We start from the raw sequence: 25,746 nt of genomic DNA, 5'->3' as shown, positions 1-25,746 counted from the left end.
TCGCCGATCATGGCCACCCCCGCCCACTGGATCGCCGGCGCCCGCCTCCGGACCCTGCCCGCAGCCGTCGCCCCCGTCCTGGCCGGCACCGCCCTTGCGGCGTACGACGACCACGCGGTGTGGTGGAAGGCGCTGCTCGCGCTCGTGGTGAGCCTGGCCCTCCAGGTGGCGGTGAACTACGCCAACGACTACTCCGACGGCATCCGCGGCACCGACGACGAGCGCGTCGGACCGCTGCGCCTGGTCGGCTCCGGGCTCGCGACGCCGGCCGCCGTGAAGCGCGCAGCGTTCCTCGCCTTCGGCGTCGCCGGCGTTGCCGGACTCGCCCTGGCAGCCACCACGTCGTGGTGGCTGGTCGCGATCGGGGCGGTCTGCGTGCTGGCCGCGTGGTTCTACACCGGCGGCTCGAAGCCGTACGGCTACCTCGGCCTCGGCGAGGTGATGGTCTTCGTGTTCTTCGGACTCGTGGCCGTGGTGGGCACCACCTGGGTGCAGACCGAGTCATGGGGCACCATCGGCTGGGCGTCCGTCGTGGCCGGTGCCGGTGTCGGCGCCCTGGCCTGCGCGATCCTCGTGGCCAACAACCTGCGCGACATCCCGACCGACACGGTCTCAGGGAAGATGACGCTCGCCGTACGCCTGGGCGACGCCCGGACCCGAAAGTTCTATGCCCTGCTCGTGCTGGCCTCGGCGGCCGCCGTCATCGGCCTCGCCGTCCTCACCACGTGGTGGGCGCTGCTCGGCCTGGGCTTCCTGCTCCCGGCGGCCAGCGCGGCGCGCATCGTCCTGGGTGGCGCGCGCGGACCGGCGCTGATCCCGGTGCTCCAGCAGACCGGCATCGCCGAGCTGGGCTGGGCGATCCTGACCGGCCTCGGCCTGGTTGTTGCCTGAGGACTGACCCGGCGCCGGCTGGCTTGTCGCCATGCCAACTCGAGCCCTTGCAAAGTCAACCGCGGCGCGGCAGCGCGTCGAGAGGCGCGATGGCAGCTTGCTGCCCCTACCGGGCGCCGGAGACGCGCTCGCGCAGACTGTCAGTCGTCGTCTTCCTTGGCGCGCGATTCCTCGAACCGATCGACGATCCGGTCCGCCCGTCCGGCGACCCGGTGGGCGAACGCATTGCGCTGCCGCGCGAGCAGTGTGTACGACGCGAGGCCGCTCACCAGGAACGCGAACACCACGACGAGCAGCAGGTTGACGGAGTCCGCCACCAGGAACCACACGCCGAAGATGGTGCAGAACGCGGCGATGAACAAGGCGAGGCGCAGGCCGGTGTAGATCCAGAACTCCTTCACCCGCACAGGGTAGGCGTCGTGCCCGGACGTCCGGGCACGGGCATCCGGCAACGAGATGACCGGGCCGGGCCTACGCTGAGGGTGTGAAGTTCCTGCTGGTGGTCATCGTCTTCGCGGTCGTGACGTATCTCGCGATCCGCTGGATGCAGGACCGCGGCCCCGGAGCCTCCCCGGCCAAGCGCCGCCCGTCCCGGCCCCAGCCGCCCAGCCGCCCGATTGCCCCGGACGACGACGAGTCGTTCCTGCGCGACCTGGAGCGCAAGCGCCGCAAGCAGGCCCGCGACGCGAAGCCGCCGGACCCGCCCACCCCGCCTGCCCCCACGTCCGACTCCTGACCCCTCCCTCACCAGGTTGATTGATATCAATCAACCTGCGGAACGGGTGGTCCGAGCGAGCACGCCGGTCAGCGACCGCCGGCCACCCGCAGCGTGGTGGCGGTGACGTACGCCGCCTGGTCGCTCATCAGCCACGCGACCGCGTTGGCGATCTCCTCGGGCTGACCGGCCCGGCCGAGCGGGATCTGCGGCGCCATCCGTTCCACCCGTTCCGGGTCGCCGGTGGTGGCGTGCAGGTCGGTCGCGATCAGGCCCGGTGCGATCGCGACGACCCGGATGCCGCGGTCGGCGACCTCGAGGCCGAGGCCCCGCGTAGCCGCATCCAGGCCGGCCTTGGCCGCGGCGTAGTGGACGTACTCCCCCGGCGAACCGATGGTCGCGGCCCCCGAGGTGATGTTGACGATGACACCGCCGCGGTCCAGGAGCGCCACCGCTGCGCGGGCCACCAGGATCGGGCCGGTCAGGTTGATGTCGATGGTCCGCCGGATCTCTTCGGTCGGCGTCTCGTGAAGCGGCGCGAAGCGGTACGTCGCACCCGCGTTGTTCACGACGCCGGTGATCGGACCCACCTCGGCGGCGCGGGCGAACAGCTCCTCGATCCCGGCGTCGGTGGTCAGGTCGGCGCGGACGGTGACGCAGCGGACGCCGAGAGCGGCGATCACGTCGGCCGTCGCGCGGGCACTCGCCTCGTCACTGAGGTAGCCGAGCACCAGGTCGTGGCCCTCGCCTGCCAGTCGAGCCGCGATGGCGGCACCGATGCCGCGTGTTCCTCCGGTGACGATGGTCAGGGACATCGAACCAGCACCCCTACAACAGGGAGACCAGCGCGGGCGCCGGCGCGTCATCGACGAACCGCTCGACGGCGTACGAGTGCTGGCTGGTCGTCGAGAAGTAGTTGATCCCGATGAAGTTGAACCACAGGGTGGCGAGGCCGACGAGCGCGAGCATGGCGGCCTTGCGGCCCTTCCAGCCGGCGGTGGCACGGGCGTGGAGGTAGCCGGCGTAGACCACCCACGTGATGAACGCCCACACCTCCTTGGGGTCCCAGTTCCAGTAGCGGGACCAGGCCTCGTGCGCCCAGATCGGGCCGGTGATCAGCACCGCGAAGGTCCAGACCGGGAACGCGAAGGCGTGCACGCGGTAGGCGAGGCGGTCCAGCGCCGGCAGATCGGGCACGCGGCCCATCCAGCGGGAGAGCTCCCGTCCCGCGGCGGCGGCGCGACGCTCGGCCCGCATCCGGACGAGGTACATGATCGAGGCGATGCCACCGAGGGTGAACGTGCCGGTGGCGATCACGGCCGACACGACGTGGATGACCAGCCAGGGCGAGTTGAGCGCCTCGGTCAGCGGCGCGACCTCGTCGTGCAGCCAGATCACCGCGGTCATCAGGACCGTCAGCACGAAGCCGACGACGATGGGGCCCATCCAGGCGAGGCCGAACCTCTTGTGCAGGCCGACGTACAGGAGCGTCACGACGAAGGTCCCGGACACGGTGAACTCGTACATGTTGCCCCAGGGCACCCGGTTGGGGTCGGCGGCCATGCCGCGCCCGAGCAGGGCCACGAAGTGCACCGCGCAGGCGACGATCGTCAGCAGGAAGCCGAGGCGACCCAGGAACGCGATCGTCAGCCGGGAGCCGAGGCGGCTCAAGAAGGTGTCCCGCGCACCTCGCTCCACCTCGGAGGTCGAGGAGGTCGCACTGCGACCGTCTCGAGACCCGTCGCCACCGCCGGCCGCGACCAGCTCGCCCGCGGGCTGGCGCATCGCCGCCCACTCCGCAAGGTGGACGAGCAGCGCGATGAAGTAGACGAGACCCGCCATCGCAACCGCCTGGTTGCTCAGGGTCTCCCACGCGGTGTTGCTCACTTCGGTGCCTCCTGCAGTTGCGCCAACAGTCTGGCGAGGATCTCGTCCGTCTCACCGTTGCCGGAGCGATCGAGTACGGCGACCTCGACCCGAGTGCCGCCCGTGCCGTCCATTGTGTCCCCCGAACCCGCGACCGCCCGCACCCAGACCCGTCGTGGCCGCAGGAACAGCGACATGCAGAGCCCGATCAGGGCGAGCACGACACCGAGCAGCGCGACGCCCTTGCCCGGGGTCTGGCTGATCTGGACCCGGATCCACGGGTCGACCCGGTCGAAGGTGACCGAGCCCAGGCCGTCCGGCAGCTCGACGGTGTCGCCGATCTGCAGGTCGAGGCGGAACGGCTTGCCGTCCTCGCCCTCGACCGGGGTGGCCTTCGACTTGTCGAGCACGTAGACCGACTGGGAGCGACCGTCGTCCAGGCCGAGGTCACCGGTGTAGGCCAGCAGCGACAGCGTGGGGAACAGGTCATCACCGAAGACGGTGACGGGATCGCCATCGACCATCTCGAACGTCGGGTAGAAGAGGCCCTCGAGCCCGATCTGGCCGGGCTTGGCGGCGGGCGCCTTGACGACGCCGAAGGACAGGAAGGTCGCGTCCTGCGGCAGGAACACGGTCGGCCCGGTCGCGACGACGTCGCCCTTGCCGTCGCGCACCGTGATCACGGGGGCGTACCCGTGGCCGATCAGGAACACCTCGGTGCCGTCGACGTTCAGCGGGTGGTTGACCCGCAGCGTGTAGTCCTTCGCGTCGGACTGGCCCTCGCGGTAGGACAGGTCGGCCTCGAACTTGCGGGCCTGGCCCGCGCGCGGCCCGTCCCTGAGCCAGTCGACCCGGAACTCGTTGACGCTGAACCGGAAGTCCTTCATCTGCTGCTGGGTGAACAGTCCGCCCGGCTTGAAGTCGTCGTACTGCGTGAGGTTGTTGCTGAAGGTGCTGCCCTCAACGAGGATCACGCCGCCCTGGTAGCCCCAGAGCCCGCCGACCGCGAACCCGGCCAGCACGATCAGCACTGACAGGTGGAAGACCAGGTTGCCGGCCTCGCGCAGGTAGCCCCGCTCGGCCGAGACGGCGTCGCCACCTTCGGCGTCGGCCCGCAGCCGGTGCCGGCGGCCGAGCACCGCACGCGCCCGGTCGAGGACCTCGTCCGGCGTCAGGTCCGTCGTGTACGACGCATGGGCCGGCAGCCGCGACAGGTGACGCGGCGCTGCCGGGGGCTGGGCACGGAGCGCGCGGAGGTAGACGAACAGGCGCGGCACGATGCAGCCGACCAGCGAGAGGGTGAGCAGCAGGTAGATCGCGGAGAACCACGGCGAGCTGTAGACCGAGAAGAGGTCGAGGCGTTCGTACAGCGGGGTCAGCTTGGGGTGCTGGTCCTTCCAGCGGGTGACGGCGAGCGAGTCGACGCCCTGCTGCGGGATCACCGATCCGGGGATGGCAGCGAGGGCGAGGACCAGCAGCAGGATCAGCGCAGTGCGCATCGAGGAGATCTGTCGCCAGACCCACCGGGCGAACTCGCGCGCGGTCAGCTCCCCGGGACGGCGCTCGCGGGCGTCGGGCTTCGGGCCGGAGGTGCTCACAGCGCGGTCTCCCCGAAGTCGACGGTGCGCAGCTGCGCCCACTGGACGACGTGGTCCCACCAGCCGGTGACCATCAGCACGCCGATCACGACGAGGAAGAACCCGCCCGTGCGCATCACCGCGACCTGGTGGCGCCGGACCCAGCGCAGGGCGCCGACGGTGCGGTTGTAGAAGACCGCGACCAGGACGAACGGCAGGCCCAGGCCCAGGGCGTAGCAGAGGGCGAGGAGCCCGCCGCGCGCTGCGGTGGCGCCGTCGGCGTACGTCAGGTTCAGGATCGCCCCGAAGGTCGGGCCGATGCAGGGGCTCCAGCCGATCGCGAACATCGCGCCGATCACCGGCGCGGCCCCCAGGCCGACGGCCGGCACCTTGTGCATCCGGAAGTCGCGCTGCAGGAACGGCACCAGCCCGGCGAACGACAGGCCGAGCACGATCAGCAGCACGCCGAGCACGAGCGTGATCGTGTTCTCCCACTGCTGCAGCTCGGCTGCGAAGCCACCGAAGGCCGTGCCGGCGAACACGAAGACGACCGCGAAGCCCAGCACGAAAAGCACGGACCCGGCCAGCATCCGGCCGCGACGCTGGCCCGCCTCGCCACTGGCAAGGTCTGCTCCGGACAGGCCGGTGGCATAGGAGAGGTAACCCGGGAGCAGCGGCAGCACGCACGGGGAGAAGAAGGAGACCAGGCCGGCGATCAACGCCACCGGCACGGCCAGGCCGAGCGAGCCGACCGAGGCCTGCTCCGTGAACCACTCGCCCATCAGTCGCTCTCGGCCAGGGTGTCGTCGATCAGCGTGGAGAGCGTGCTCTTCGACGGGATGGGTCCGTTGATCAGCGCAGCGACACGGCCGTCCTTGTCGAGCAGGATCGTGGCGGGCGTGGCGTGCGGGGAGAACTTGCCCAGGCGCAGCAGGGTCTCGCTGCCCGGGTCGTAGAGGGAGGGGTACTCGACCCCCCGGTCGCGCTCGAACGCCGCCGCGTTCTCGGGCGCCAGGTCGCGGATGTTGATCCCGACGAAGGCCACCTCGTCGGCGTCGACCTCGGCCTCGGTGTCGACCAGCATCGGCATCTCGGTGCGGCACGGACCGCAGCCGGACCACCAGACGTTGAGGACGACGACCTTGCCGCGCAGGTCGGTCACGTCCAGCGCGTCACCCTGGACCGTCGTACCGGCGAAGTCGACGGGGTCCTCCCGGTCGCCCTTCGCCACCTCGATGACCTGGCCGTCGCCGGGGACGTAGTCGAGGTCGCCGGTACCGCCGATGTCCGAGCATCCGGCCATCAGCACCACGGCGGCGATCAGTGCCACCGAACGGGCGACACGACTCCTGCGGGTCATGCGGGTCATTCGGGAGGCGTTCCCTCCGGCTTGTTCTCCTCCGGCGCGTCACCGGCCGAGAACGGCGCGGCGATGTCGCCGGTCGGGATCAGGTCGATGGCGGGCTCGGCGTAGCTGACCTGGACCAGCTCCTCGCCGGCGAAGTGGAAGGAGGTGATCGAGCACAGCGTGCACTGGCGCTTGCGCGGGTCGTGCAGGAACGAACGCTTCTCGGCGGCCAGACGGGTGGTCCAGATCGGGAGCTGGTGCGAGACCAGGACGGCCTCGTGGCCCGTCGCGGCGACGCGGGCGTCGTGGACGGCCGCCATCATCCGCTCGACGATGGCCTTGTACGGCTCACCCCACGACGGCTTGAACGGGTTGTAGAGGTGGCGCCACAGCAGCGGGTTGCGCAGCGCGTTGTTGCCCTTGCCGAAGGTGAGCCCTTCGAACTGGTTGGTCGACTCGATGACCCGCGGCTCGAGGGTGACCTCGAGGCCGAGCTTCGCCGCGAGCGGTGCCGCCGTCTCCTGGGCCCGCTCCAGCGGCGACGAGCGGAGCACCGTGATGTCGTTGCCTCCGAGCGCCTCCCCGATCCGGTCGGCCATCGCGAGGCCGCGGGTGGACAGGTGGAACCCGTCGCGGCGGCCGTAGAGGACACCCCCCGGGTTGTGGACCTCGCCGTGGCGGACCAGGTGGACGACGGTGTCGGGCGTGCTCATGCGGTCTCCCCGGAAACGGCCGCGGCAGCCTCGGCTGCAGCGGGAAGGGCGTCAAGGACGTGCTGGACGGCGCGGTCGTCGTGGGACGACGACACGAACCAGGCTTCGTACGCCGACGGCGGCAGGTGCACGCCGCGGTCGAGCATCGCGTGGAAGAAGGCGCCGTACGCCGCCACGTCGGTGCGCTGCGCCTCGGCGTAGTTGGTGACGGGTTCCTCGGTGAGGAACACCGAGAACATCGAGCCCGTGGACTGGATGACGTGGGGGACGCCAGCGGCCGTGAACGCCTCGGCCGCGCCGGCACGCAGCGCGTCGGCGACGACGTCGAGCCGGGCGTAGACCGCGTCGTCGGCGGCAGTCAGGGTGGCGAGGCCGGCGGCGGTGGCGATCGGGTTCCCGGACAGCGTGCCCGCCTGGTAGACCGGCCCCTCGGGTGCGAGGTGCGCCATCACGTCGGCCCGGCCGCCGAACGCGGCGGCCGGGAAGCCACCGCCCATCACCTTGCCGAAGGTCGTCAGGTCGGGGGCCCAGCCCTCGACGGCACCGTCGGTGCCCCACTGGCCGGACGCGGAGACCCGGAACCCGGTCATCACCTCGTCACTGATGAACAGGGCGCCGTGGGCACGACACGTCTCGGCGAGGAACTTGTTGAAGCCGGGCGCCGGCGGGACCACGCCCATGTTGCCGGGCGCCGCTTCGGTGATGAGGCAGGCGATCCGGTCGCCGTACTCGGCGAAGACGGCGGTGACCGCAGCCGGGTCGTTGTAGGGCAGGACCACGGTGAGGTCGGTCGAGCTGGCCGGTACGCCCGGAGTTCCCGGGACGGAGAAGGTGGCCAGGCCCGAGCCGGCCGACGCAAGGAGCGAGTCGACGTGGCCGTGGTAGCAACCGGCGAACTTCACGACGACGTCGCGGCCGGTGAAGCCGCGCGCCAGCCGGATCGCCGACATGGTGGCCTCGGTGCCCGAGGAGACCAGGCGCAGGCGCTCGACGGGGGTGCGCGCGACGATCGCCTCCACCAGCGCGACCTCGCCCTCCGTCGGCGTGCCGTACGACGTCCCGCGACCGACCGCTTCACGCACGGCCTCGACGACGGCCGGGTGGGCGTGGCCCAGCAGCATCGGGCCCCACGAGCAGATCAGGTCGACGTAGGTGTTGCCGTCGACGTCGGTCAACCAGGGACCGGTCGCGGAGGCGATGAAACGAGGGGTTCCGCCGACCGCGTTGAAGGCGCGGACCGGCGAGTTGACCCCGCCGGGAGTCACTGCCCGGGCCCGGGCGAAGAGGGCGTCGGAGCCGCTGGTGGGGCCGGTGGTGGGGCCGGTGATCACGAGGTCGGGCACCGCGCCATTGTCACTGATCGACCCCAGCCGCCCGCCATCGCGGTCCGATTGGCCCCCGGGACTAGTTCGTCGGGCACATACCACGCCGTCCGCTTTGTGAGCGGGAACATGTGACACCCGTAACGTCGGTGTGTCAAACTTCGTTGTCCAGGTGTCATGCCATTCGGTTGGTCCACATCGTGGGTCACCGGACTACGCGTGACGCACGGGTGGGCCCAGCGAGGGAGTGGCCCACGGAAATCGGCCGAAAGGCCCGGGGAGAGAGTCCGATACATGTCGAGGAAGCGTCTGGGGCGTCTGCAGCGCGTCGCCACCATCATTCCGCTCGCTCTGCTTTCAGCAGCGTGGACCGCATCCGTTGCCGGTATCGGCAGCGTCGCAGCGCCGGTCATCGCCGCTGAGGGTCCGGGACAGGTCACCGACGGCACCAGCGTGCCCGAGGAGTCGATCGAGGACCCGGCCAGCTTCTCCGACCCGGCCAACGTCGAGGGTCTCAACGGTGGCAACGAGGCGGGCATCATCTCCGCCGCGTCGACCAACGCGATCCCGGCCGCCGCTCTCGCTGCCTACCAGCGTGCCGAGACGGTCATCAACTCCGCGGACGAGTCCTGCAACATCACCTGGCAGCTCATCGCCGCGATCGGCCGTGTGGAGTCCAACCACGGTCGCTTCGGCGGCAACGTCCTCAACGACGACGGTGTGGCCACCCCGGGCATCTACGGCCTCCCGCTCAACGGCACCAAGAACACCCAGGCGATCTCGGACACCGACGCCGGTGTCTACGACAACGACGCCAAGTGGGACCGCGCCGTCGGCCCGATGCAGTTCATCCCCTCGACCTGGCAGGTCGTCGGCGTGGACGCTGACGACGACGCCGCCCGCAACCCGCAGGACATCGACGACGCTGCTCTCGCGGCCGCCGTCTACCTCTGCTCGGGCGACGGCGACCTCTCCACGGTCGTCGGCCAGCGCGCCTCGGTCTACCGCTACAACCACAGCCAGGCGTACGTCGACCTGGTCCTCAAGATCATGAACGCCTACCTCGAGGGCGACTTCACCTCGGTGCCGAACAACTCGACCGCCGCGGGCTACGTCGTTCCCGAGCCGCCGAGCTTCAACTCGGGCCACAAGAAGGGCAGCAAGGGCGGTTCCAGCAGCACCGGTGGTTCGTCCACCGGCGGCACCGGCGGCACCGGCCAGACCCCGGGTGGCGAGACCCCCGGTGGCGAGACCCCCGGTGGCGAGACCCCCGGCGGCGAGACCCCCGGCGGCACGCCGACGATCCCGAAGACCAACACGCCGCTCGACCCGGTCATCGAGACCGTCGACGACGGCGTCGGCGCGGTCACCTCGAACCTGATCAGCGGCCTCCTCGGCCCGCTCGTCAAGGCCGAGGCCGGACCCGCCTGCAAGGCGGCCTACCCGAAGCTCACCCAGACGGTCCAGCTGCTGAACTGCCTGCTGAGCTACGGCCTCGCGGCGCCGTAACACCAGAACAACGAACGAGAGCCCCGGACCAACGGTCCGGGGCTCTCGTCATTTGCGTCAGCGGCGCAACAGTCCGGCGGCCTCGGTCGCCCAGTACGTCAGGATCATGTCGGCGCCGGCACGACGGATCGAGGTGAGCGTCTCCAGGATCGCGGCCTCCCGCTCGATCCACCCGTGGGCGGCAGCGGCCTCGACCATGGAGTACTCGCCGGAGATGTTGTAGGCCGCCACGGGCACCCCGAAGTCGGCGGCGGCGTCCGCGACACGGCGCAGCACGTCGAGATAGGCCAGGGCGGGCTTCACCATCACGATGTCTGCCCCCTGCTCGATGTCCAGGAGGGCCTCCCGGACGCCTTCGCGGGCATTGCGGCCGTCCTGCTGGTAGGTGCGCCGGTCGCCCGTCAGCGAGCTGTCCACGGCCTCCCGGAACGGCCCGAAGAAGGCGGAGGCGTACTTCGCGGAGTAGGCAAGGATCCCGACGTCGGTGTGACCGACGTCGTCGAGGGCCGCGCGGATCACGGCGACCTGCCCGTCCATCATTCCGCTGGGGCCGACCAGGCCGGCACCGGCCTGCGCCTGCACGACGGCCATCGCGGCGTACTGCTCGAGCGTGGCGTCGTTGTCGACCCGGCCCTGGGCATCGAGGACGCCGCAGTGTCCGTGGTCGGTGAACTCGTCGAGGCACAGGTCGCTCATCACGACGAGCTCCTCCCCCACCTCGGCCACCACGTCGGCGATCGCGACGTTGAGGATCCCGTCGGGGTCGATGCCGCCGGAGCCGGTCGCGTCCTTGTGCTCGGGGATCCCGAACAGCATCACGCCGCGCAGTCCGGCTTCCGCCGCCTCCGCCGCCGCCTTGCGCAGCGAGTCGCGGGTGTGTTGCACGACGCCGGGCATCGAGCTGATCGGCATCGGTTCGCTGGCGCCCTCGCGGACGAACATCGGCAGGATCAGCTGGCCTGCGGACAGGTTCGTCTCCGCGACGAGGTCGCGCATCGCTGCCGTCGTACGAAGGCGGCGGGGGCGTACGACGGGGCGGTCGATGTCAGTCACGCCGCCATCCTACTTTTGTCGGGTCCGACCAAAAACAGTCGTGTGCCCGGGACCCCGCCATGACGAGCTCCCGGGCACACGACCCAGAGCGGGACGAACTACTCCGCGGCAGTCTTGCGGCGACGGGCCGAAGGCTTGCGGTCGCTCGGCTTGGTGACGGGGTCACCGGCCTCGAGCATCGCCACCCGGCGGGAGGCACCGAAGCCGGCGAGGGCCTCCACCAGCAGCTCGACGTCGGGCGCAGGCGCCATCACGTCGACCCGGAGGCCGTGCTCCTCGGCGGTCTTGGCCGTGGCCGGACCGATGACGGCGATGATCGTCGACGGGTGCGGCTTGCCGGCGATGCCGACCAGGTTGCGCACCGTCGAGGACGACGTGAACACGACGGCGTCGAACCTGCCCGTCTTGATCGCGTCGCGCGTCGGCGCCGGCGGCGGGGCTGCCCGGACGGTGCGGTACGCGGTGACGTCGTCGCACTCCCAGCCGAGGTCGATCAGGCCGGCGACGAGGTTCTCGGTCGCGATGTCGGCACGCGGCAGGAACACCCGGTTGATCGGGTCCAACTGCTCGTCGTACTCGGGCCAGTCGGCCAGCAGGCCGGCCGCGGACTGCTCGCCCGAGGGCGTCAGGTCCGCACGCAGGCCCCAGTCGGCGATCGCCTGGGCGGTCTTGTCGCCGACAGCGGCGATCTTGAGGCCCGAGAAGGCGCGGGCGTCGAGGCCGTACTCCTCGAACTTCTCGCGCACTGCCTTCACGGCGTTGATCGAGGTGAACGCGATCCACTCGTAGCGACCCTCGACGAGGCCGCGGACGGCCTTGTCCATCTGCTGCGGGTTGCGCGGCGGCTCGACCGAGATGGTCGGGACCTCCTCCGGCACGCCACCGAACTCGCGCAGCCGGTTGGAGAGGGAAGCGGACTGCTCCTTGGTGCGAGGCACCAGGACGCGCCAGCCGAACAGCGGCTTGGTCTCGAACCACGAGAGCTTCTCGCGCAGGTCGACGACGGCACCGATGACCGTGATCGCCGGCGGCGCGATCCGGGCGGCGCGGGCGTCGGCGGCGATCCGCTCGAGCGTCGAGGTGATGGTCTGCTGCTCGGTGGTGGTGCCGACGCGGGTCATCGCGACGGGCGTCTCCGGGGAGCGACCGGCAGCGATGAGTGCCTTGGCGATCTCGGCGATCTGGCCGACCGCGGACAGCAGGACCAGCGTCGGGACATCGGCGTACCGGGACCAGTCGACGGCCTTGTCGCTGCAGGTCACCACGGACACCTCGCGGTGGTCCTTGGTGGTCAGCGGGATACCGGCGTACGCCGGGACCGCACCGACCGAGGAGACGCCGGGGACGACCTCGAACGGGAGACCGGCCTTGGCCACGGCCTGCGCCTCTTCGGGACCCGAGGCGTAGAGGAACGGGTCGCCGCCCAGGAGACGGACGACGCGCACGGGGCGCTTGGCCTGCTTGACGACCACCTTCGAACGGGCAGCGTGCGTGAGCGGCTGGCCGTCCTCACCGAAGCCACCGTCGATCAGCTCGGGAGCAGCGTCGGAGGTCAGCTCGCCGGTCGCCGCCGCACGGGCCCGCACGACGTCGACGAGCGACGCGTGGGTGGGGTCCTCGGTGATGATCACTTCGGCTTCCTCGATGAGCCGCACCGCACGCACGGTCAGGAGGTCGGGGTCACCGGGACCGGTGCCGACGAAGGCGACCCCACCGGGGCGGGCCTGGGGGGAGGCGGGAGTCGGGGCAGCCTTGGCTGTCGTGGCTCGCGTCATGCGTTGTGCACCTTTGCGGATCGTGCGGATGGGTCAGGGAGCGTGGTCAGTTCGGCCGCGCCGTCTTCGATCATTTCCTTGGCAAGGGCTGCGCCCAACGTGGCCGCGGTGCCGGGCCACGTCGTTTCGTCCTCGCCCAGGGGCGTGGCGGCGGAGCGGCGGACCGCGAGCGCACCATCAGTGGACAACGCCACGGCCCGCAACCACAATTCGGGGCCGTCATCACCTTCTGCTATGTCGGCCAGGGCACCGATGGGCGCCGAACAGCCGCCCTCGAGGGTGGCCAGCGCAGCACGTTCGGCGGTGACGGCAGCACGGGTCGCCGGGTCGTCCAGACCCACGAGCACGGCGAGGGTCGCGGCGTCGTCGGTGCGGCACTCGACCGCGAGCGCGCCCTGGCCGGGAGCGGGCAGCACCTGGAGCGGGTCGAGCACCTCGGTCGCCTCGTCCACCCGACCGAGGCGGGACAGCCCGGCGCGAGCGAGGACGACGGCGTCGTACTCACCGGAGGTGACCTTGGCGATCCGTGTGTCCACGTTGCCGCGTACGCCGACGAGGTCGACGCCGAGCCCGAGGGCTTCGATCTGCGCGACCCGGCGGGGCGATCCGGTGCCGACGCGGCTGCCCTGCGGCAGCTCGCCCAGGGTCAGCCCGTCGCGGGCCACGACGACGTCGCGCGGGTCCTCGCGCACCGGGATCGCCGCCAGCGTGATGCCGTCGGCGGGGTAGGTCGGGAGGTCCTTGAGGGAGTGCACCGCGACGTCGACCTCGCCGGCCAGCAGGGCATCGCGCAGGGCGCTGACGAAGACACCGACCGAGGACCCGGGGCCGGACAGCGGTGCTCCGGAGGCCTGGCTGCGGTCGCCGTCGGTGTTGATCTCGACGAGCTCGGTGGCCACGCCGAACCGGTCCCGCAGGGCGTCGGCGACGTGGCCGGACTGGGTGGTCGCGAGGGCACTGCGGCGGGTGCCGATCCTCATGACGGACCCTCCTCGACGACGACGGGGCGGGTGACGGCGTCGACGGCTTCCGGGTCGAGGGCGAAGAGCTCGGCCAGCGCAGCGGCGTAGGACACGGCGCCCTGGTCGTTGGCGAGCTCCTTGACCCGGACGGTCGGCTCGTGGAGGAGCTTGTCGGCCACGCGGCGGACCGTGTGGCGGATCTCCTCGCGGGTCAGGTCGTCGAGGTCCGGGAGCCGGCTCTCGAGGCGGGTCATCTCCGCGTCGACGACGCCGGTGGCCATCGAGCGCAGGGCGACCACGGTCGGCGTGACGCTGGCCTGGCGACGTGCGGCGAGGAAGGCGTTGACCTCCTCGGCCAGGATCCGGCGGACCTCCTGGACCTCGCGGCCGGTCGCGCCGCCCTGCAACACCTTGGCCAGCTCGGCCAGGCCGACCAGGCTCACCCGGGGCAGGTCGAGGACGTCGCGCGAGATGTCGTGCGGGAGGGCGAGGTCGATCAGCGCGAGCGGGCGCCCGGGCTCACCGGCGCGCGCCGCTTCGACCATCGCGCGGTCGATGAGGGCACCCGAGGAACCGGTGCAGCTGATCACGATGTCGGCGCGGGAGATCTCGGCGCCGAGCTGCTCGAGCGGGACGGCGTGCGCGGCGTACTGCTCGGCCAGGCGGGCCGCACCGTCGACGGACCGGTTGACCACCGCGAGGTGTCCGGCGTTCAGACGGCTGGCGGTGGCGGTGGCGAGACCGGCCATCGCGCCGGCACCGACCACGACGACGTACTTGCCCTCGACGGGGCCGACGGCCTCGGAGGTGACGTCCAGGGCGGCACTCACCAGGGACGGCGCGACCTGGTCGATCTCGGTCTCGGCGCGGGTGCGCTTGCCGACGCGGAGCGCCTGCTGGAAGAGGAGGTTGAGCGCGGGACCGACGGTGCCGAGCTCCTGGCCGCGGCGCAGCGCATCGCGGGTCTGGCCGAGGATCTGGCCCTCGCCGACCGCCATCGAGTCGAGGCCGGCCGCCACCTGGAAGAGGTGCGAGATCGCGCCGTCGTCGTAGTGGACGTAGAGGTGCGGAAGCATCCCCTCGGTCGACTCGCCGGCGCGCTCGACGAGGAGCCGGGAGATCTGCTCGATGCTGCCGTGGAACCGCTCGACCTCGGTGTAGATCTCGAGGCGGTTGCACGTGGCGATCACCGTGGCCTCGGTGACGTGCTCGCACGCGGCGGCGTCGGCGACGAGCTTCTGCACGCCGTCGTCGTCGAGGGCGACGCGCTCCAGCAGCGACATCGGCGCGGAGTTGTGGGAGATCCCGACCACCAGCACGCTCATGCAGCACCTCCATCAGCGGTGACAGCAGCGGCTGCGGCCGCGGCGTCAGCACCGTTGGCCTTGCGCTGCTCGTGGTAGGCGAGGATCTGCAGCTCGATCGACAGGTCGACCTTGCGCACGTCCACGCCCTCGGGCACGGCCACCACGGCCGGCGCGAAGTTCAGGATGCTGGTGATGCCGATCGCGACCATCCGGTCGGCGACGGACTGTGCCGCGAGGGCGGGCGTGGCGATGACACCGATCGCGACGTCGTGCTCCTGCACGATCGCCTCGAGCTCGTCGAACGCGCGTACGGCGACGCCCGCGACCGTCTGGCCGATCAGGTCGGGGTCGGCGTCGAGCAGTGCGACGACCCGGAAGCCGCGGCTGCGGAAGCCGGAGTAGTTGGCGAGCGCGTGGCCCAGGTTTCCGATGCCGACGATGACGACCGGCCAGTCCTGGGTGACCCCGATCTCGCGGGCGATCTGGTAGCGCAGGTAGTCGACGTCGTACCCGACGCCGCGGGTGCCGTAGCTGCCGAGGTGGGACAGGTCCTTGCGGAGCTTGGCGCTGTTGACGCCTGCTGCGATCGCGAGGTCCTCGCTGGAACAGGTGCGGATACCGCTGTCGGCCAGAGCCGTCAGCGCCCGCAGGTACACCGGCAGGCGGGCGACCGTGGCCTCCGGGATGACCCGGTTGGCGTCTGTCGAACTCCGTGTGCTCACAGCTCCACTTTCCAGTCACGACCAGCAGAACTAGGTGGGTCGCGGCTCGATCACTGTAGGAGTTTGTGAACGTGAGAACAAAATTGGTGAGCCCCCTTGCACGGGGTGCCCGGAGGGGTTCGGAGCGTCTCGACAAGACGCCCGCACCCCGCGACTACTCGCCCAGCTTGGGTGCCGGTTCCCCCGGGTGCTCGACCGGCCACACCACGAAGCGGTAGGCAGCGAAGTTCAGCACCAGGCAGCACGCGATCGAGGCGAGCTTCGCTCCCCAGATGCGTACGTCGTCCGCGGCCATGCCCGCCAGGGTGACGTCCGGGCCCTGCTCGAGCACCCACAGCCAGCCATGGATCAACAGCGGCTGCGCGACCCACATGACCAGGCCGGTGGTGGCGACGAAGAGCGCGGCGTGCCGCAGCGTGAGCTTGTCGGCCTTGAAGGTGAACAGCCCGTTGACCACGAAGCTGAACACCATGCCGGCGCTGCTGGAGACGAAGTTGGCGACCGTGATGCCGAGCTGGTCGTGCAGCAGCACGAACAGCACCGCATCGATGGCGGTGTTGCAGAGTCCGACCGCGCCGAACCGGAGCGCTGTTGCCCGGTGGCTCAGGACTCCGCCCCCGGGTCCCTGTCACGGTGGCGGCGCGGAGCGACACCGACCGCCGATCCTTCGCGAGCCTCGACGGCATCGCGAGCGACCATGGCCACGGTGTACAGCGGCCGGTCCTGCGCCTCGACGTAGATCCGTCCGAGGTAGCTGCCGATCACACCCATCATCACGAGCTGGATGCCGCTGAGCATGAACATGCCGACGCCGAGGAACGCCCAACCGGGGACGGACTCGTCGGGGTTGAAGATGCGGACGGCCAGCACGTAGAGGCCGAGCAGGACGCTGAAGGCCGAGATCGCGAAGCCGAAGCGGGAGATCAGCTTCAACGGCGTGGTCGAGAAGCCGAGGATGCCGCTCGCCGCGAAGTTGAGCATCTTGCGGAACGGGTAACCCGTCTCGCCCGCGAACCGCTCGTCGCGGTCGAAGAGGTGCGCTTCCTGGCGGAAGCCGACGTGCGCCACGATGCCGCGCAGGAACCGGTCGTGCTCGCGGTAGCGGGAGATCTCGGCGACGACGCGGGCGTCCATCAACCGGAAGTCGCCGACGTTGCGCGGGATCTCGATCGACGCGAGCCGGTCGAGCACCCAGTAGAAGCCGAACGCGGTGAACCGCTTGAAGGGGGTGTCCTTGCGGGTCCGGCGCTGTGCGTAGACGACGTCGACGCCGTCCTCCCAGCGCTCGATCATCTCGACGCTGACCCGCGGCGGGTCCTGCAGGTCGGTGTCCATCACGATCACGGCGTCGGCCGACTGCGCCTCGGCGACGAGGTCGAGCCCGGCGGTCACGGCGAGCTGGTGCCCGAAGTTGCGGGAGAACTGGACGACGGTGACGCGGGGGTCCTGGGCGCGCAGGTCGATGAGGCGTTCCAGGGACGCGTCGCGGCTGCCGTCGTCGACGTACACGAACTCGAAGGCCAGGTCGGGCCGCTCCGCGGTCGCCTCGACGAGAGCAGCGTGGAAGACGGCGATGCCCTCCTCCTCGTTGTAGACGGGGAGGACGTAGGCGATCCGGCGGGGACCGTCGTGCGTCGCGGGGGCGTCCGAGTCGCCGCGTGTGCCTTCCATGGGGGCTGACTCTAGAGGAGCGCCCGGAACAGGGTTGCTCACAGGATCACGGCGCCGAGCAGGACGACCGCCACGAGGCCGGTCAGCACGCTCAGCAGCACCTGCACCCGCCCGAGCCAGGTGACGGCGGTGCCGTCCATCGCGGTGACGATCCCCTCCGGCGGCGGCACGGCCCCGGGCCGTGCGAGCTGGCGCTCGCGCAGGAACGAGAAGGCCGCAATGGCGAGGATCGGACCGGCCGTCGTCCAGTAGCGCCCGCCGGCGATGTGGACGAACGGCTGCACCAGCAGGGCACCGAGGGCCAGCTTGGTCAGCACGTCGAGCAACCGGGCCTCGAGGCTGCGACGTGCGTGGAACAACAGCGACACCGCACCGATCAGGACCAGCGGGACGTAGAGCGCCCAGGTGACGGCGTTGGCGACCTGCGCGCCCGCGTTGCCGAAGGTCCCCCGACCTTCCTCGGGCTGGAGGTAGCCGGTGAAGTTGTTCGGTTGCAGCGAGTACGCACCGAGGTTGTGCACCACCTGGTCGAGGTAGTGCGAGGGCGTCAGGTCGCGCAGTGCGTAGCTCGACATGTGCTTGAGGACCTCGACCTCACTGGTGTCGGTCGAGCGACCCACCTCACGGGCGTAGCGCAGCGGCCGGAACCACTGCGTGCTGTCGGGATCGCAGTGGCCGAAGCAGACCTCGCTGCGGTTGCCGAACGTGTTGGCCATGACGGTCGGGACGGTGGTGGTCGTCATCACCCGGCCACCGAGCGCCTCGGACGCGAAGTACGACCAGGGCGCGAGGAACAGCACGAAGACCACGCCGGCCAGCACGGCCGAACCGATGGCGCGCAGCCGGACCCGCCCGCGCAGCATCACGACCGCCGTCGCCAGGGTCGCCACACCGAGGGCGGCGAGCAGCAGCGACGTGCTCGAGCGCAGGTAGAGCTCGGCGGTCGCGAGCAGGCCGAGCACCAGCCCTTCCTTGAGGGTCGGCGCCTTGCCCTCGCGCAGGCCCCGGTACATCTCCACGAGGTGGACGATCAGCAGCACCAGGACCAGGCCGGCGCACAGGTCGCCCCAGGCGCCGTACGAGAACACGACGTAGCTCGGGATCAGACCGGGTACGACGACCAGGACGCACGCCCAGCCGGGGCTGAGCCGACGGGCCACCGAGCGCACCACGATCAGGAACAGGACCAGCGTGAACAGCCCGAGGTACGCACGGACCAGCCACATCGGCGCGTCCGGGAACAGCAGGTAGACCGGGGCGATCACCACGGGCATGCCGGGCATGAACCACCCCGACGCCACCACGTTGCGCTCGAGCTCGGCCGAGTCGGGTGAGGTGAAGGCGAAGCTGTCGCGCAGCAGGTTGGACAGCGCGCGCCCGCCGTTGAGGTACGCCGACTCGTCACCGACGGGCGCTGCGTGCATCACCAGCGGGAAGATCAGCAGCTTGAGGACGACGTGGGCGACGACGAGCCAGCCGAGCAGGATCTCGGGGCGCGGCAGCCACGCGGGTCGGGCCAGCAGGAGGCGGGTCACTTGATCGACTCCCGACGCTTCTTGCCGGCATCGGCCCATCGCTTGGTGGAGGAGGGGAAGTCGCAGACCGGGTCGTCCTTGGCCTTCGCCACGACGGGCAGGTCGAGCTCGAACTCACCCCGGACGAGGGTCTCGGCGCTGGTGTCGGGGAGCTCGGTGACGGTCAGGTTGACCTCGGTGGACCCTCGTCGCAACACGGTCTGCCCGATGTCGATGCCTGCATCAGGATCGGCGCTGGTGCTTGCCACGGTGAATCCGACCTTGGTGAAGGCCGCGATCAGCAGCCGCTGCGCCTCGGCCCGGTCCACCAGGTCGTACTGCCCGTAGAGGTGCCGCCGCTCGCCCTCGGGCGTCGCGACGTCCTCGTCCCACCGCACCTGGTAGGCGAGACCGTCGAACCTCGCGTCACCGGGCAGGGGGTAGCAGCCGCTCTCGATGGCGTCGGTGGTGATCAGCGGCCGGTAGTTGTTGGTCGGGACGGCCCGGCCGAACGAGTGGCTGAGGAGCAGCACGACGAGGACGGCGACGACGCCGACCGCGACGCCGACCCGACGGCGGTGCGGCGAAACGAGAAGGAGCATGGTGGCCCGAGGATAGTCGCGGCCGTGGTGCTTCCCGGGGAGGCACCCGGCTCAACCCGCGAGTGCCCGCCGCAGCCGCTCGGGGTCGACGCGCCAGAAGTCGTGCTGCTTGCCGTCGACGAAGGTCACCGGGATCTCGTTGGCGAACCGGTCGCCGAGCGCCGGGTCGTCGTCGATCGAGATCTCCTCGTAGGACTCCCCGGTCTCCGCACAGATTGCCTCGATGACCAGGCGCGCGTCGTCGCAGAGGTGGCAGCCGGGTCGGCCGTAGAGCGTGATCCGGGGAGCGCTCATGGTTCGAGGAGGCCCATCGCGAGGCGGCGCTGCTCGCCGCGGAGCACACCCTTGCGGATCTTGCCGGTGATCGTGCGGGGCAACGCCTCGACCACTTCCACCCGCTCCGGTCGCTTGTACGGCGCCAGCCGCTCGGCGCACGATGCGCGGACCGCTGCCACCAGGGACTCGGCGTCCGCACCGGCGTCGTCCGGGACGACGTACGCGACGACGGCCTCGCCGGTGCTCTCGTCGGGGGTGCCGACCACCGCGGCCTGGCGGACGCCGGGGACCTCGTTGATCACCGCCTCCACCTCGCTCGGGTAGACGTTGAAGCCGGAGACGATCACCAGCTCCTTGACCCGGTCGACGAGGTACAGGTCGCCGTCGGCGTCGAGGAAACCGACGTCGCCGGTGGACCACCAGCCGTCGGCGCCGGGGCCGTCAGCACCGTCGGGCCAGTACCCGCTGAAGAGGTTCGCGCCGCGGATCTGGATCTCGCCGGGGTCGTCGGCCTCGGACCCGGCGAGCACGTGTCCGTCCTCGTCGACCAGCCGCAGGTCGATGCCGGTGAGGGCCGCACCGACCGAGCCCGGCTTGGAGCCCGCCGACAACAGGGTGCTGGTCACCACGGGCGAGGCCTCGGTCAGGCCGTAGCCCTGGTGCACGGGCACTCCGGCCAGGGCGGTGAACTCCTCGATCACCTCGGCCGCCAGGGGCGCCGAGCCGGACAGGATCATCCGGACCGGGCCGAGCCGCTCGGCCAGGGCGTCGACGTGGCGCCAGGCAGCGAACACGGGTGGCGCCACCGGGATCACGCTGCAGGCCTCGTCCTCGATCAGGTCGAGCGTGCCCTCGGGGTCGAACCGTTCGGCGAGCACCAGCTTCGCCCGGTGCCGGATCACGCCGCCGAGCACGGCACCCAGGCCGTAGACATGGAAGAGCGGCAGCACGCCGAGGACAACGTCGTCGGTGTGGATCATCGGCGGATCGACATCGGCGACCTGCGCGACGTTCGCGAGCAGCGCGCGATGGGTGAGCATCGCGGCGCGCGGGAGCCCGGACGTGCCACTCGTGAACAGCAGCACCGCCAGCTTCTCGGGGTCCAGCAGCGGCGGCACCGCCTGTCCGAGCTCGGCCCGCAGGTCGTCGTACGTGCTCTCGCCGTCGGCGGCGGCCGCACCGACCGCGATCACCTGGGGCGACCTGCCGTCCTCAAGTCGTACGACGCCCGCGCGCACCGCGTCGACTGCACCGCCGTCGGCGAGCACCAGCCGCGCCCCGGCGTCGGTGATCATCCGCGCGAACTCCTCGGCCGTGGAGCCCGGATTGACCGGGACAGCGACGGCCTGGGCGCGCAGGATGCCGAGGTAGCTGACCACGAACTCGAGGCGGTTGCCCATGGCGACCATGACCCGGTGGCCGGCCAGGATGCCGGCGGCGCCGAGCCCGGTCGCGATGCGTCCGACCTCGTCGTCCAGCTCGCCCCAGGTCAGGCCACGACCTCCGGCTTCGACCAGCGCGAGCCGGTCGGGAAAGTCTGTCGCAGCGGCCGTCACCAGTGCTGCCACGTCCGGCGCAGCGGTGGCCTCGGCAGATGACATAGGGGCGATCCTACGACCGGTGGTCGTCCGGACCGGCCGATCCCTAGGATTGATGCATGACCCCCGCCGACCGCCCCCGCCGGCTGAACCTGCAGCAGCGTTCGACGCTCGCAGGCGAAGCCGCTGCTGCCGCGGCGGAGGTCGAGAGTGCGCTGACGCCGGCGAACGACACGCGGGCGGCCGCGTTCTTCGACGTCGACAACACGGTCATGCAGGGCGCCAGCATCTTCCACCTGGCCCGCGGGCTGCACCGCCGCAAGTTCTTCACCACCCGCGACATCCTCGGCGCCGCCTGGAAGCAGGCGTACTTCCGGATCTCCGGAAACGAGGACCCCGAGCACGTCGCCGAAGCCCGCAACTCGGCGCTGGCCTTCATCGCCGGCCACACGGTCGCCGAGCTCGAAGAGGTCAGCGAGGAGATCTTCGACGAGGGCATGGCGCACCGGATCTGGCCGGGCACGCGCGCCCTCGCCCAGATCCACCTCGACCAGGGCCAGCGGGTCTGGCTGGTCACCGCCGCACCGATCGAGATCGCCAGCCTGATCGCGCGACGCCTGGGGCTCACCGGGGCGCTCGGCACCGTCGCCGAACACGTCGACGGCGTCTACACCGGTGCCCTCGTGGGCGACATGCTGCACGGACCCGCGAAGGCGGTCGCCGTCCAGGCGATCGCGGACCGCGAGGGCCTGGACCTGTCGGCCTGCTCGGCGTACAGCGACTCCTACAACGACCTGCCCATGCTGAGCCTCGTCGGCGACCCGTGTGCGATCAATCCCGACGCGAAGCTCCGCGCCCACGCCCGCGCCGAGGGGTGGCGCATCCGCGACTACCGGACCGGCCGCAAGGCGGCCCGCGCCGGGCTCATCGCCGGAACCGCCGCTACAGGGGCGGCGATCGCGGGCACCGTCGTACGACGCCAGGTCCGCCGCTTCCTGTCCTGACCGGCCGCGAACGGGGCTCAGCGACGCTCAGGGTGACCACCTGAATTGGTCCGATCGGCCCTCTGATCGGTTCGCAGGTTTGGGTAACACTCTGATTGGTTTCACCGTAGGATGCGCCGTGGGGGTACAGGGAGGGGACCGGGGATGACCTGGGAAAGCAGCAGCACCGCGCGTGGGCTCGACGCCCTGCGCGCCGCCGTGCTCGCTGCACTGTCCCTCGAACCGGCTCTCGCGATCGCTGGCACGGGTGGCCTTCCGGGCGCTTCGCGCGCCCGTCGCGAGGACCACTGGCTGCTCAGCGAGGCCCACGCCGAGCTCCCCAACGACGAGTTCAGCGGCGCTTCCGGACCGGCCGGGTACGGCGACGCCACCCTGGCCACCTCCTCCGAGGACTCCCCCGAAGCCCGCGAACGCCTGATCGGCCTCGTCGAGCTCGCCCGCGGCGGCGACTCCGAGGCCTTCGGCATGCTGTACGACCACTACCAGCCCTCGGTCTACCGCTTCCTCTACTACCGCACCCGGTCGGTCGTGGTGGCCGAGGACCTGTGCTCGGAGACCTTCTTCCGCGCCCTGCGCAACATGTCGTCGTTCCGCTGGCAGGGCAAGGACTTCGGCGCCTGGCTGATGACCATCGCCCGCAACCTCGCGACCGACCACTTCAAGGCCGGCCGCACCCGCCTCGAGCTCACCACCGAGGACATGGGCCAGCACGACGACTCGACAGAGGGACCCGAGAACGCTGTTCTCGCCGGGCTCACCAACGAGATCCTGCTCGAGTCCCTCACCAAGCTGCCCAATGAGCAGCGCGACTGCCTGATCATGCGCTTCCTGCAGGGCATGAGCATCGCCGAGACCGCCACGGCCCTGGGCCGCAGCGACGGGGCCATCAAGCAGCTGCAGCTCCGCGGCGTCCGCAATCTCGCGAAGCTGATGCCGGAGGGCCTGCGATGACCGCCCCCGCGCCGCGCCGCCGTGGCCTCTCCCGCGTAACTTCCACCGTTGTTCACTCGTTTGATTGCTGTACGGATGGACGGGTCTGCTTGACCCTGCTCAAGCGAGGGTGGACATGGTGATGCGCGGGAACGCCTGGTCGCGACGCGCCGAGGAGTTCGATGCCCTGGTGACCGGCAAGGCCGGCAACATCGAGGGACATCGCGAACTGCTCGACGTGGTTGCTGCGCTGCGCTCCGTGGAACCGGTCACCGCCCGTCCCGACTTCGTCTCCTCCCTGCGCACCCAGCTGATCGCGGCTGCCGAGCGCGAGCCCGCTCGTGTCGATGAGGCGCTCGCCGCGCGGCTCACCCCGCGCCAGCGCCGCGGCTCCCGCGAGCGTCGCCTTGCGGCCGTCGTCGGCGGATTCGCCGTCGTCTCGGCCACCGGCTCGATGGCCATGGCCTCGCAGAGTGCCCTCCCGGGTGACGTCCTGTACCCCGTCAAGCGTGCGATCGAGAACGCCCAGACCAACCTGCAGGCAGACGAGGCCTCGCGAGCCGAGACGCTCCTGGCCCACGCCGAGTCGCGCCTCAGCGAGGTGCGCGAGCTGGCTGCCCGCGACGACGCCGACGCCGACGTGATCTCCTCGACGCTGCAGGACTTCACCGACCAGACCGAGCAGGCGTCCGAGGCCACCCTCGACGACTACGCCACCACGGGCGAGGGCGATCGGATCGCCGAACTGCGGGCCTTCGCCGCTGACAGCATGGACGTGCTGAGCGCGCTGGGACCGGTTGTTCCGAGCGAGAGCCGTTCGATCCTGATCACCGCCACGCAGACCGTTCGCCAGGTCGACGTCGCTGCCTGGGAAGCCTGTGCCGCCTGTGCGGAGGGCGACCTCGCCCAGATCCCCGACTTCGCGCTGCAGTCCCTCAGCAGCGTGCTCAGCGGCACGATCCCCGACACTGCCTCGGTCACCGCGCCCGGCACCGGGACGGTCGAGCCGAACGACAAGCCGAGCAAGGCTCCGGTGCTCCCGACCGAGGTGCCCACCGGCCCCGCATCGCCCGTCGACCCCACCGAGGTGCCGACCAAGGTCACCGACGGTGTCGGCGAAGTGATCGACAAGGTCACCGACGGCGTCACGGGCGGTCTGCCCGGCGGCGGCTCCACGCCGACCCCCGGCGAGCAGACGCTCACCGGCACCCTGGTCGACGGACTCGGCGGCCTCTTGGGCGGCCTGTTGCAGTAGTTGCCCCACTGGCAACTACTGTTGCAGTCCCCGACCGGCACAGCCGGCCTGCCGCCATGCCAACTGAAGTCGTGCTCAAGGCAACCGCGCCGCCGGCAGCGCGGCGGGAGGCGTCGACGGGCAGCTTGCTGCCCCGGATCTACGCCGGAGACGCGCTCGGCGAAACTACTTGAAGACGGATTGGCGCTGCATCAAGAGGCTGTAGAGCGTCTGCTGGATCGTCTCGCGCACCTGGTCGGTCACGTTGAAGACCAGCATCGGGTCCTCGGCCGCGCCGGCGTCGTACTCGTCGGTGCGGATGGGCTCGCCGAACTCCAGCAGCCACTTCGAGGGCAGCGGAACCAGGCCGAGCGGACCGAGCAGCGGGAAGAACGGCGTGATCGGGATGTAGGGCACCCCGACGAGGCGCGCCAGCGAGGGGATGTTGCCGACGAGCGGGTAGATCTCCTCGGCGCCGACGACCGACAGCGGCACGATCGGGACGCCGGTGCGCAGGGCGGCGGAGACGAATCCCCCGCGACCGAAGCGCTGCAGCTTGTAACGGTCCGAGAACGGCTTGCCGATGCCCTTGAAGCCTTCGGGCCACACACCGACGAGCTCGCCACCGCGCAGCATCCGCTCGGCGTCCTCGGTGCAGGCCAGCGTCGCACCACCCTTGCGGGCGAGGGCGCCGACCATCGGCAGGCGGAACACGAGGTCCGCACCGAGCGGGCGCAGGTGGCGCCCGGTCTGGTCGTGGATCGAGACCATGGTCATCAGGCCGTCGACCGGGATCGTGCCGGAGTGGTTGGAGACCACCAGGGCGCCGCCCGTGGCGGGGATGTTCTCCGCACCGCGCACCTCGATCCGGAACCACTTCTCCGCGATCGGGCGCAGCGCGGCCATGAAGAAGCGCGTGGTGACCTCTTCGTCGAAGCCGTACTCGTCGACGGTGTAGTCGCCCGTGAGGCGTCGACGCAGGAACGCCAGGAAGCGAGCCAGCTGGGGCTCCCACTGGTCGCCGAACAGCTCGCGGCTGGCGTGCTGGAACGCGGCGAGCCAGTCGCCGACCGGGATACCGGCCAACGGGTTGCTCGAGCGCTCCTCGGTGCGTGCAGCCGTCAGCCCCGCGGGTACGGCGGCCGGCTCGTCGAGCACGGACGCGGTCCGGATGACGGGCTCCTCAGCAGCCGGCTTCGACGTCCGGACGTCCTTCG

At 70.8% G+C, this 25,746-nt stretch carries 26 protein-coding genes; 6 read left to right on the top strand and 20 right to left on the bottom strand.

All coding sequences use genetic code 11. The annotated features are described in order from the left end of the window. Positions 1 to 9 precede the first annotated feature (9 nt). Complete coding sequence (locus ACOADB_RS09915) at positions 10 to 891, top strand: 1,4-dihydroxy-2-naphthoate polyprenyltransferase (RefSeq protein ID WP_378597794.1); 882 nt, start codon at positions 10 to 12, stop codon at positions 889 to 891. Between the two features lie 140 nt (positions 892 to 1,031). Here the strand turns inward: ACOADB_RS09915 and ACOADB_RS09910 are convergent, their stop codons facing one another. Continuing rightward, the gene (locus ACOADB_RS09910) at positions 1,032 to 1,292 is read right to left on the bottom strand and encodes a DUF4229 domain-containing protein (RefSeq protein ID WP_378597793.1); all 261 of its coding nucleotides are present in this window, start codon (positions 1,290 to 1,292) and stop codon (positions 1,032 to 1,034) included. An 83-nt stretch (positions 1,293 to 1,375) separates the two neighbouring features. On the opposite strand from ACOADB_RS09910, the gene ACOADB_RS09905 reads away from it, so the two are divergent. Further along, positions 1,376 to 1,627 carry a hypothetical protein gene (locus ACOADB_RS09905; RefSeq protein WP_378597792.1) on the top strand — a complete coding sequence of 84 codons (252 nt, stop codon included), beginning with the start codon at positions 1,376 to 1,378 and terminating at the stop codon, positions 1,625 to 1,627. A gap of 68 nt (positions 1,628 to 1,695) precedes the next feature. Here the strand turns inward: ACOADB_RS09905 and ACOADB_RS09900 are convergent, their stop codons facing one another. From ACOADB_RS09900 to hemL, 7 genes are read right to left on the bottom strand one after another with little or no spacing between them, the layout of a single operon-like run. Further along, positions 1,696 to 2,421, bottom strand: a complete 726-nt coding sequence (locus tag ACOADB_RS09900; RefSeq protein ID WP_378597791.1) for an SDR family NAD(P)-dependent oxidoreductase — start codon at positions 2,419 to 2,421, stop codon at positions 1,696 to 1,698. Between the two features lie 13 nt (positions 2,422 to 2,434). Continuing rightward, positions 2,435 to 3,493, bottom strand: coding sequence for a c-type cytochrome biogenesis protein CcsB (ccsB, locus tag ACOADB_RS09895; protein ID WP_378597790.1), 1,059 nt, complete (start codon positions 3,491 to 3,493; stop codon positions 2,435 to 2,437). Further along, on the bottom strand, positions 3,490 to 5,070 hold the full coding sequence (gene resB / locus ACOADB_RS09890; RefSeq protein WP_378597789.1) for a cytochrome c biogenesis protein ResB: 1,581 nt from the start codon (positions 5,068 to 5,070) through the stop codon (positions 3,490 to 3,492). The genes ccsB and resB overlap by 4 nt, the downstream gene beginning before the upstream one ends. Further along, a complete protein-coding gene (locus ACOADB_RS09885; protein ID WP_378597788.1) occupies positions 5,067 to 5,831 on the bottom strand; it encodes a cytochrome c biogenesis CcdA family protein in 765 nt (254 codons plus the stop codon). The genes resB and ACOADB_RS09885 overlap by 4 nt, the downstream gene beginning before the upstream one ends. After that, on the bottom strand, positions 5,831 to 6,409 hold the full coding sequence (locus ACOADB_RS09880; RefSeq protein ID WP_378597787.1) for a TlpA disulfide reductase family protein: 579 nt from the start codon (positions 6,407 to 6,409) through the stop codon (positions 5,831 to 5,833). The genes ACOADB_RS09885 and ACOADB_RS09880 overlap by 1 nt, the downstream gene beginning before the upstream one ends. A gap of 5 nt (positions 6,410 to 6,414) precedes the next feature. Continuing rightward, entirely contained in the window at positions 6,415 to 7,110 is a 696-nt protein-coding gene (locus tag ACOADB_RS09875; protein WP_378597786.1) for a histidine phosphatase family protein, read from the bottom strand. After that, the gene (gene hemL, locus ACOADB_RS09870) at positions 7,107 to 8,453 is read right to left on the bottom strand and encodes a glutamate-1-semialdehyde 2,1-aminomutase (protein ID WP_378597785.1); all 1,347 of its coding nucleotides are present in this window, start codon (positions 8,451 to 8,453) and stop codon (positions 7,107 to 7,109) included. The genes ACOADB_RS09875 and hemL overlap by 4 nt, the downstream gene beginning before the upstream one ends. A gap of 273 nt (positions 8,454 to 8,726) precedes the next feature. Here hemL and ACOADB_RS09865 point away from each other — a divergent pair, with 273 nt between their 5' ends. Beyond that, the gene (locus tag ACOADB_RS09865) at positions 8,727 to 9,941 is read left to right on the top strand and encodes a lytic murein transglycosylase (protein WP_378597784.1); all 1,215 of its coding nucleotides are present in this window, start codon (positions 8,727 to 8,729) and stop codon (positions 9,939 to 9,941) included. Positions 9,942 to 9,998: 57 nt separating this feature from the next. Here the strand turns inward: ACOADB_RS09865 and hemB are convergent, their stop codons facing one another. From hemB to ACOADB_RS09810, 11 genes are all read right to left on the bottom strand, one after another. Beyond that, complete coding sequence (gene hemB, locus ACOADB_RS09860) at positions 9,999 to 10,994, bottom strand: porphobilinogen synthase (RefSeq protein ID WP_378597783.1); 996 nt, start codon at positions 10,992 to 10,994, stop codon at positions 9,999 to 10,001. A 98-nt stretch (positions 10,995 to 11,092) separates the two neighbouring features. Further along, complete coding sequence (locus tag ACOADB_RS09855; RefSeq protein ID WP_378597782.1) at positions 11,093 to 12,769, bottom strand: uroporphyrinogen-III synthase; 1,677 nt, start codon at positions 12,767 to 12,769, stop codon at positions 11,093 to 11,095. Next, a complete protein-coding gene (hemC, locus tag ACOADB_RS09850; RefSeq protein ID WP_378597781.1) occupies positions 12,766 to 13,749 on the bottom strand; it encodes a hydroxymethylbilane synthase in 984 nt (327 codons plus the stop codon). The genes ACOADB_RS09855 and hemC overlap by 4 nt, the downstream gene beginning before the upstream one ends. Continuing rightward, positions 13,746 to 15,056 (bottom strand): glutamyl-tRNA reductase, encoded by a 1,311-nt coding sequence (locus tag ACOADB_RS09845; RefSeq protein ID WP_378597780.1) that lies wholly within the window; start codon positions 15,054 to 15,056, stop codon positions 13,746 to 13,748. The genes hemC and ACOADB_RS09845 overlap by 4 nt, the downstream gene beginning before the upstream one ends. Then, complete coding sequence (locus ACOADB_RS09840; RefSeq protein WP_378597779.1) at positions 15,053 to 15,760, bottom strand: redox-sensing transcriptional repressor Rex; 708 nt, start codon at positions 15,758 to 15,760, stop codon at positions 15,053 to 15,055. Before ACOADB_RS09840 ends, ACOADB_RS09845 begins: the two co-directional genes overlap by 4 nt. 154 nt (positions 15,761 to 15,914) lie before the next feature. Next, a complete protein-coding gene (locus ACOADB_RS09835; RefSeq protein WP_378597811.1) occupies positions 15,915 to 16,367 on the bottom strand; it encodes a GtrA family protein in 453 nt (150 codons plus the stop codon). Further along, positions 16,364 to 17,431 (bottom strand): glycosyltransferase family 2 protein, encoded by a 1,068-nt coding sequence (locus tag ACOADB_RS09830; protein ID WP_378597778.1) that lies wholly within the window; start codon positions 17,429 to 17,431, stop codon positions 16,364 to 16,366. Before ACOADB_RS09830 ends, ACOADB_RS09835 begins: the two co-directional genes overlap by 4 nt. Before the next feature lie 38 nt (positions 17,432 to 17,469). Next, positions 17,470 to 18,966, bottom strand: a complete 1,497-nt coding sequence (locus ACOADB_RS09825; protein WP_378597777.1) for a hypothetical protein — start codon at positions 18,964 to 18,966, stop codon at positions 17,470 to 17,472. After that, complete coding sequence (locus tag ACOADB_RS09820; protein ID WP_378597776.1) at positions 18,963 to 19,547, bottom strand: hypothetical protein; 585 nt, start codon at positions 19,545 to 19,547, stop codon at positions 18,963 to 18,965. Before ACOADB_RS09820 ends, ACOADB_RS09825 begins: the two co-directional genes overlap by 4 nt. A gap of 51 nt (positions 19,548 to 19,598) precedes the next feature. Continuing rightward, on the bottom strand, positions 19,599 to 19,841 hold the full coding sequence (locus tag ACOADB_RS09815; protein WP_378597775.1) for a glutaredoxin family protein: 243 nt from the start codon (positions 19,839 to 19,841) through the stop codon (positions 19,599 to 19,601). After that, entirely contained in the window at positions 19,838 to 21,424 is a 1,587-nt protein-coding gene (locus ACOADB_RS09810; protein ID WP_378597774.1) for a class I adenylate-forming enzyme family protein, read from the bottom strand. Before ACOADB_RS09810 ends, ACOADB_RS09815 begins: the two co-directional genes overlap by 4 nt. A 56-nt stretch (positions 21,425 to 21,480) precedes the next feature. On the opposite strand from ACOADB_RS09810, the gene ACOADB_RS09805 reads away from it, so the two are divergent. From ACOADB_RS09805 to ACOADB_RS09795, 3 genes are all read left to right on the top strand, one after another. Continuing rightward, positions 21,481 to 22,365, top strand: a complete 885-nt coding sequence (locus ACOADB_RS09805) for an HAD family hydrolase (protein ID WP_378597773.1) — start codon at positions 21,481 to 21,483, stop codon at positions 22,363 to 22,365. A gap of 144 nt (positions 22,366 to 22,509) precedes the next feature. Continuing rightward, positions 22,510 to 23,316, top strand: a complete 807-nt coding sequence (locus ACOADB_RS09800) for a sigma-70 family RNA polymerase sigma factor (protein WP_378597772.1) — start codon at positions 22,510 to 22,512, stop codon at positions 23,314 to 23,316. A 115-nt stretch (positions 23,317 to 23,431) separates the two neighbouring features. Then, positions 23,432 to 24,550, top strand: a complete 1,119-nt coding sequence (locus ACOADB_RS09795; protein ID WP_378597771.1) for a DUF5667 domain-containing protein — start codon at positions 23,432 to 23,434, stop codon at positions 24,548 to 24,550. A gap of 165 nt (positions 24,551 to 24,715) precedes the next feature. On the opposite strand, the gene ACOADB_RS09790 is transcribed toward ACOADB_RS09795, so the two are convergent. Continuing rightward, the coding region (locus tag ACOADB_RS09790) for a lysophospholipid acyltransferase family protein (protein ID WP_378597770.1) at positions 24,716 to 25,746 on the bottom strand (1,031 nt) is incomplete at its 5' end.

This window comes from Nocardioides sp. CPCC 206348, from assembly GCF_048654705.1.
Classification (GTDB): domain Bacteria; phylum Actinomycetota; class Actinomycetes; order Propionibacteriales; family Nocardioidaceae; genus Nocardioides.
This window is presented reverse-complemented; position numbering and strand designations above follow the sequence as displayed.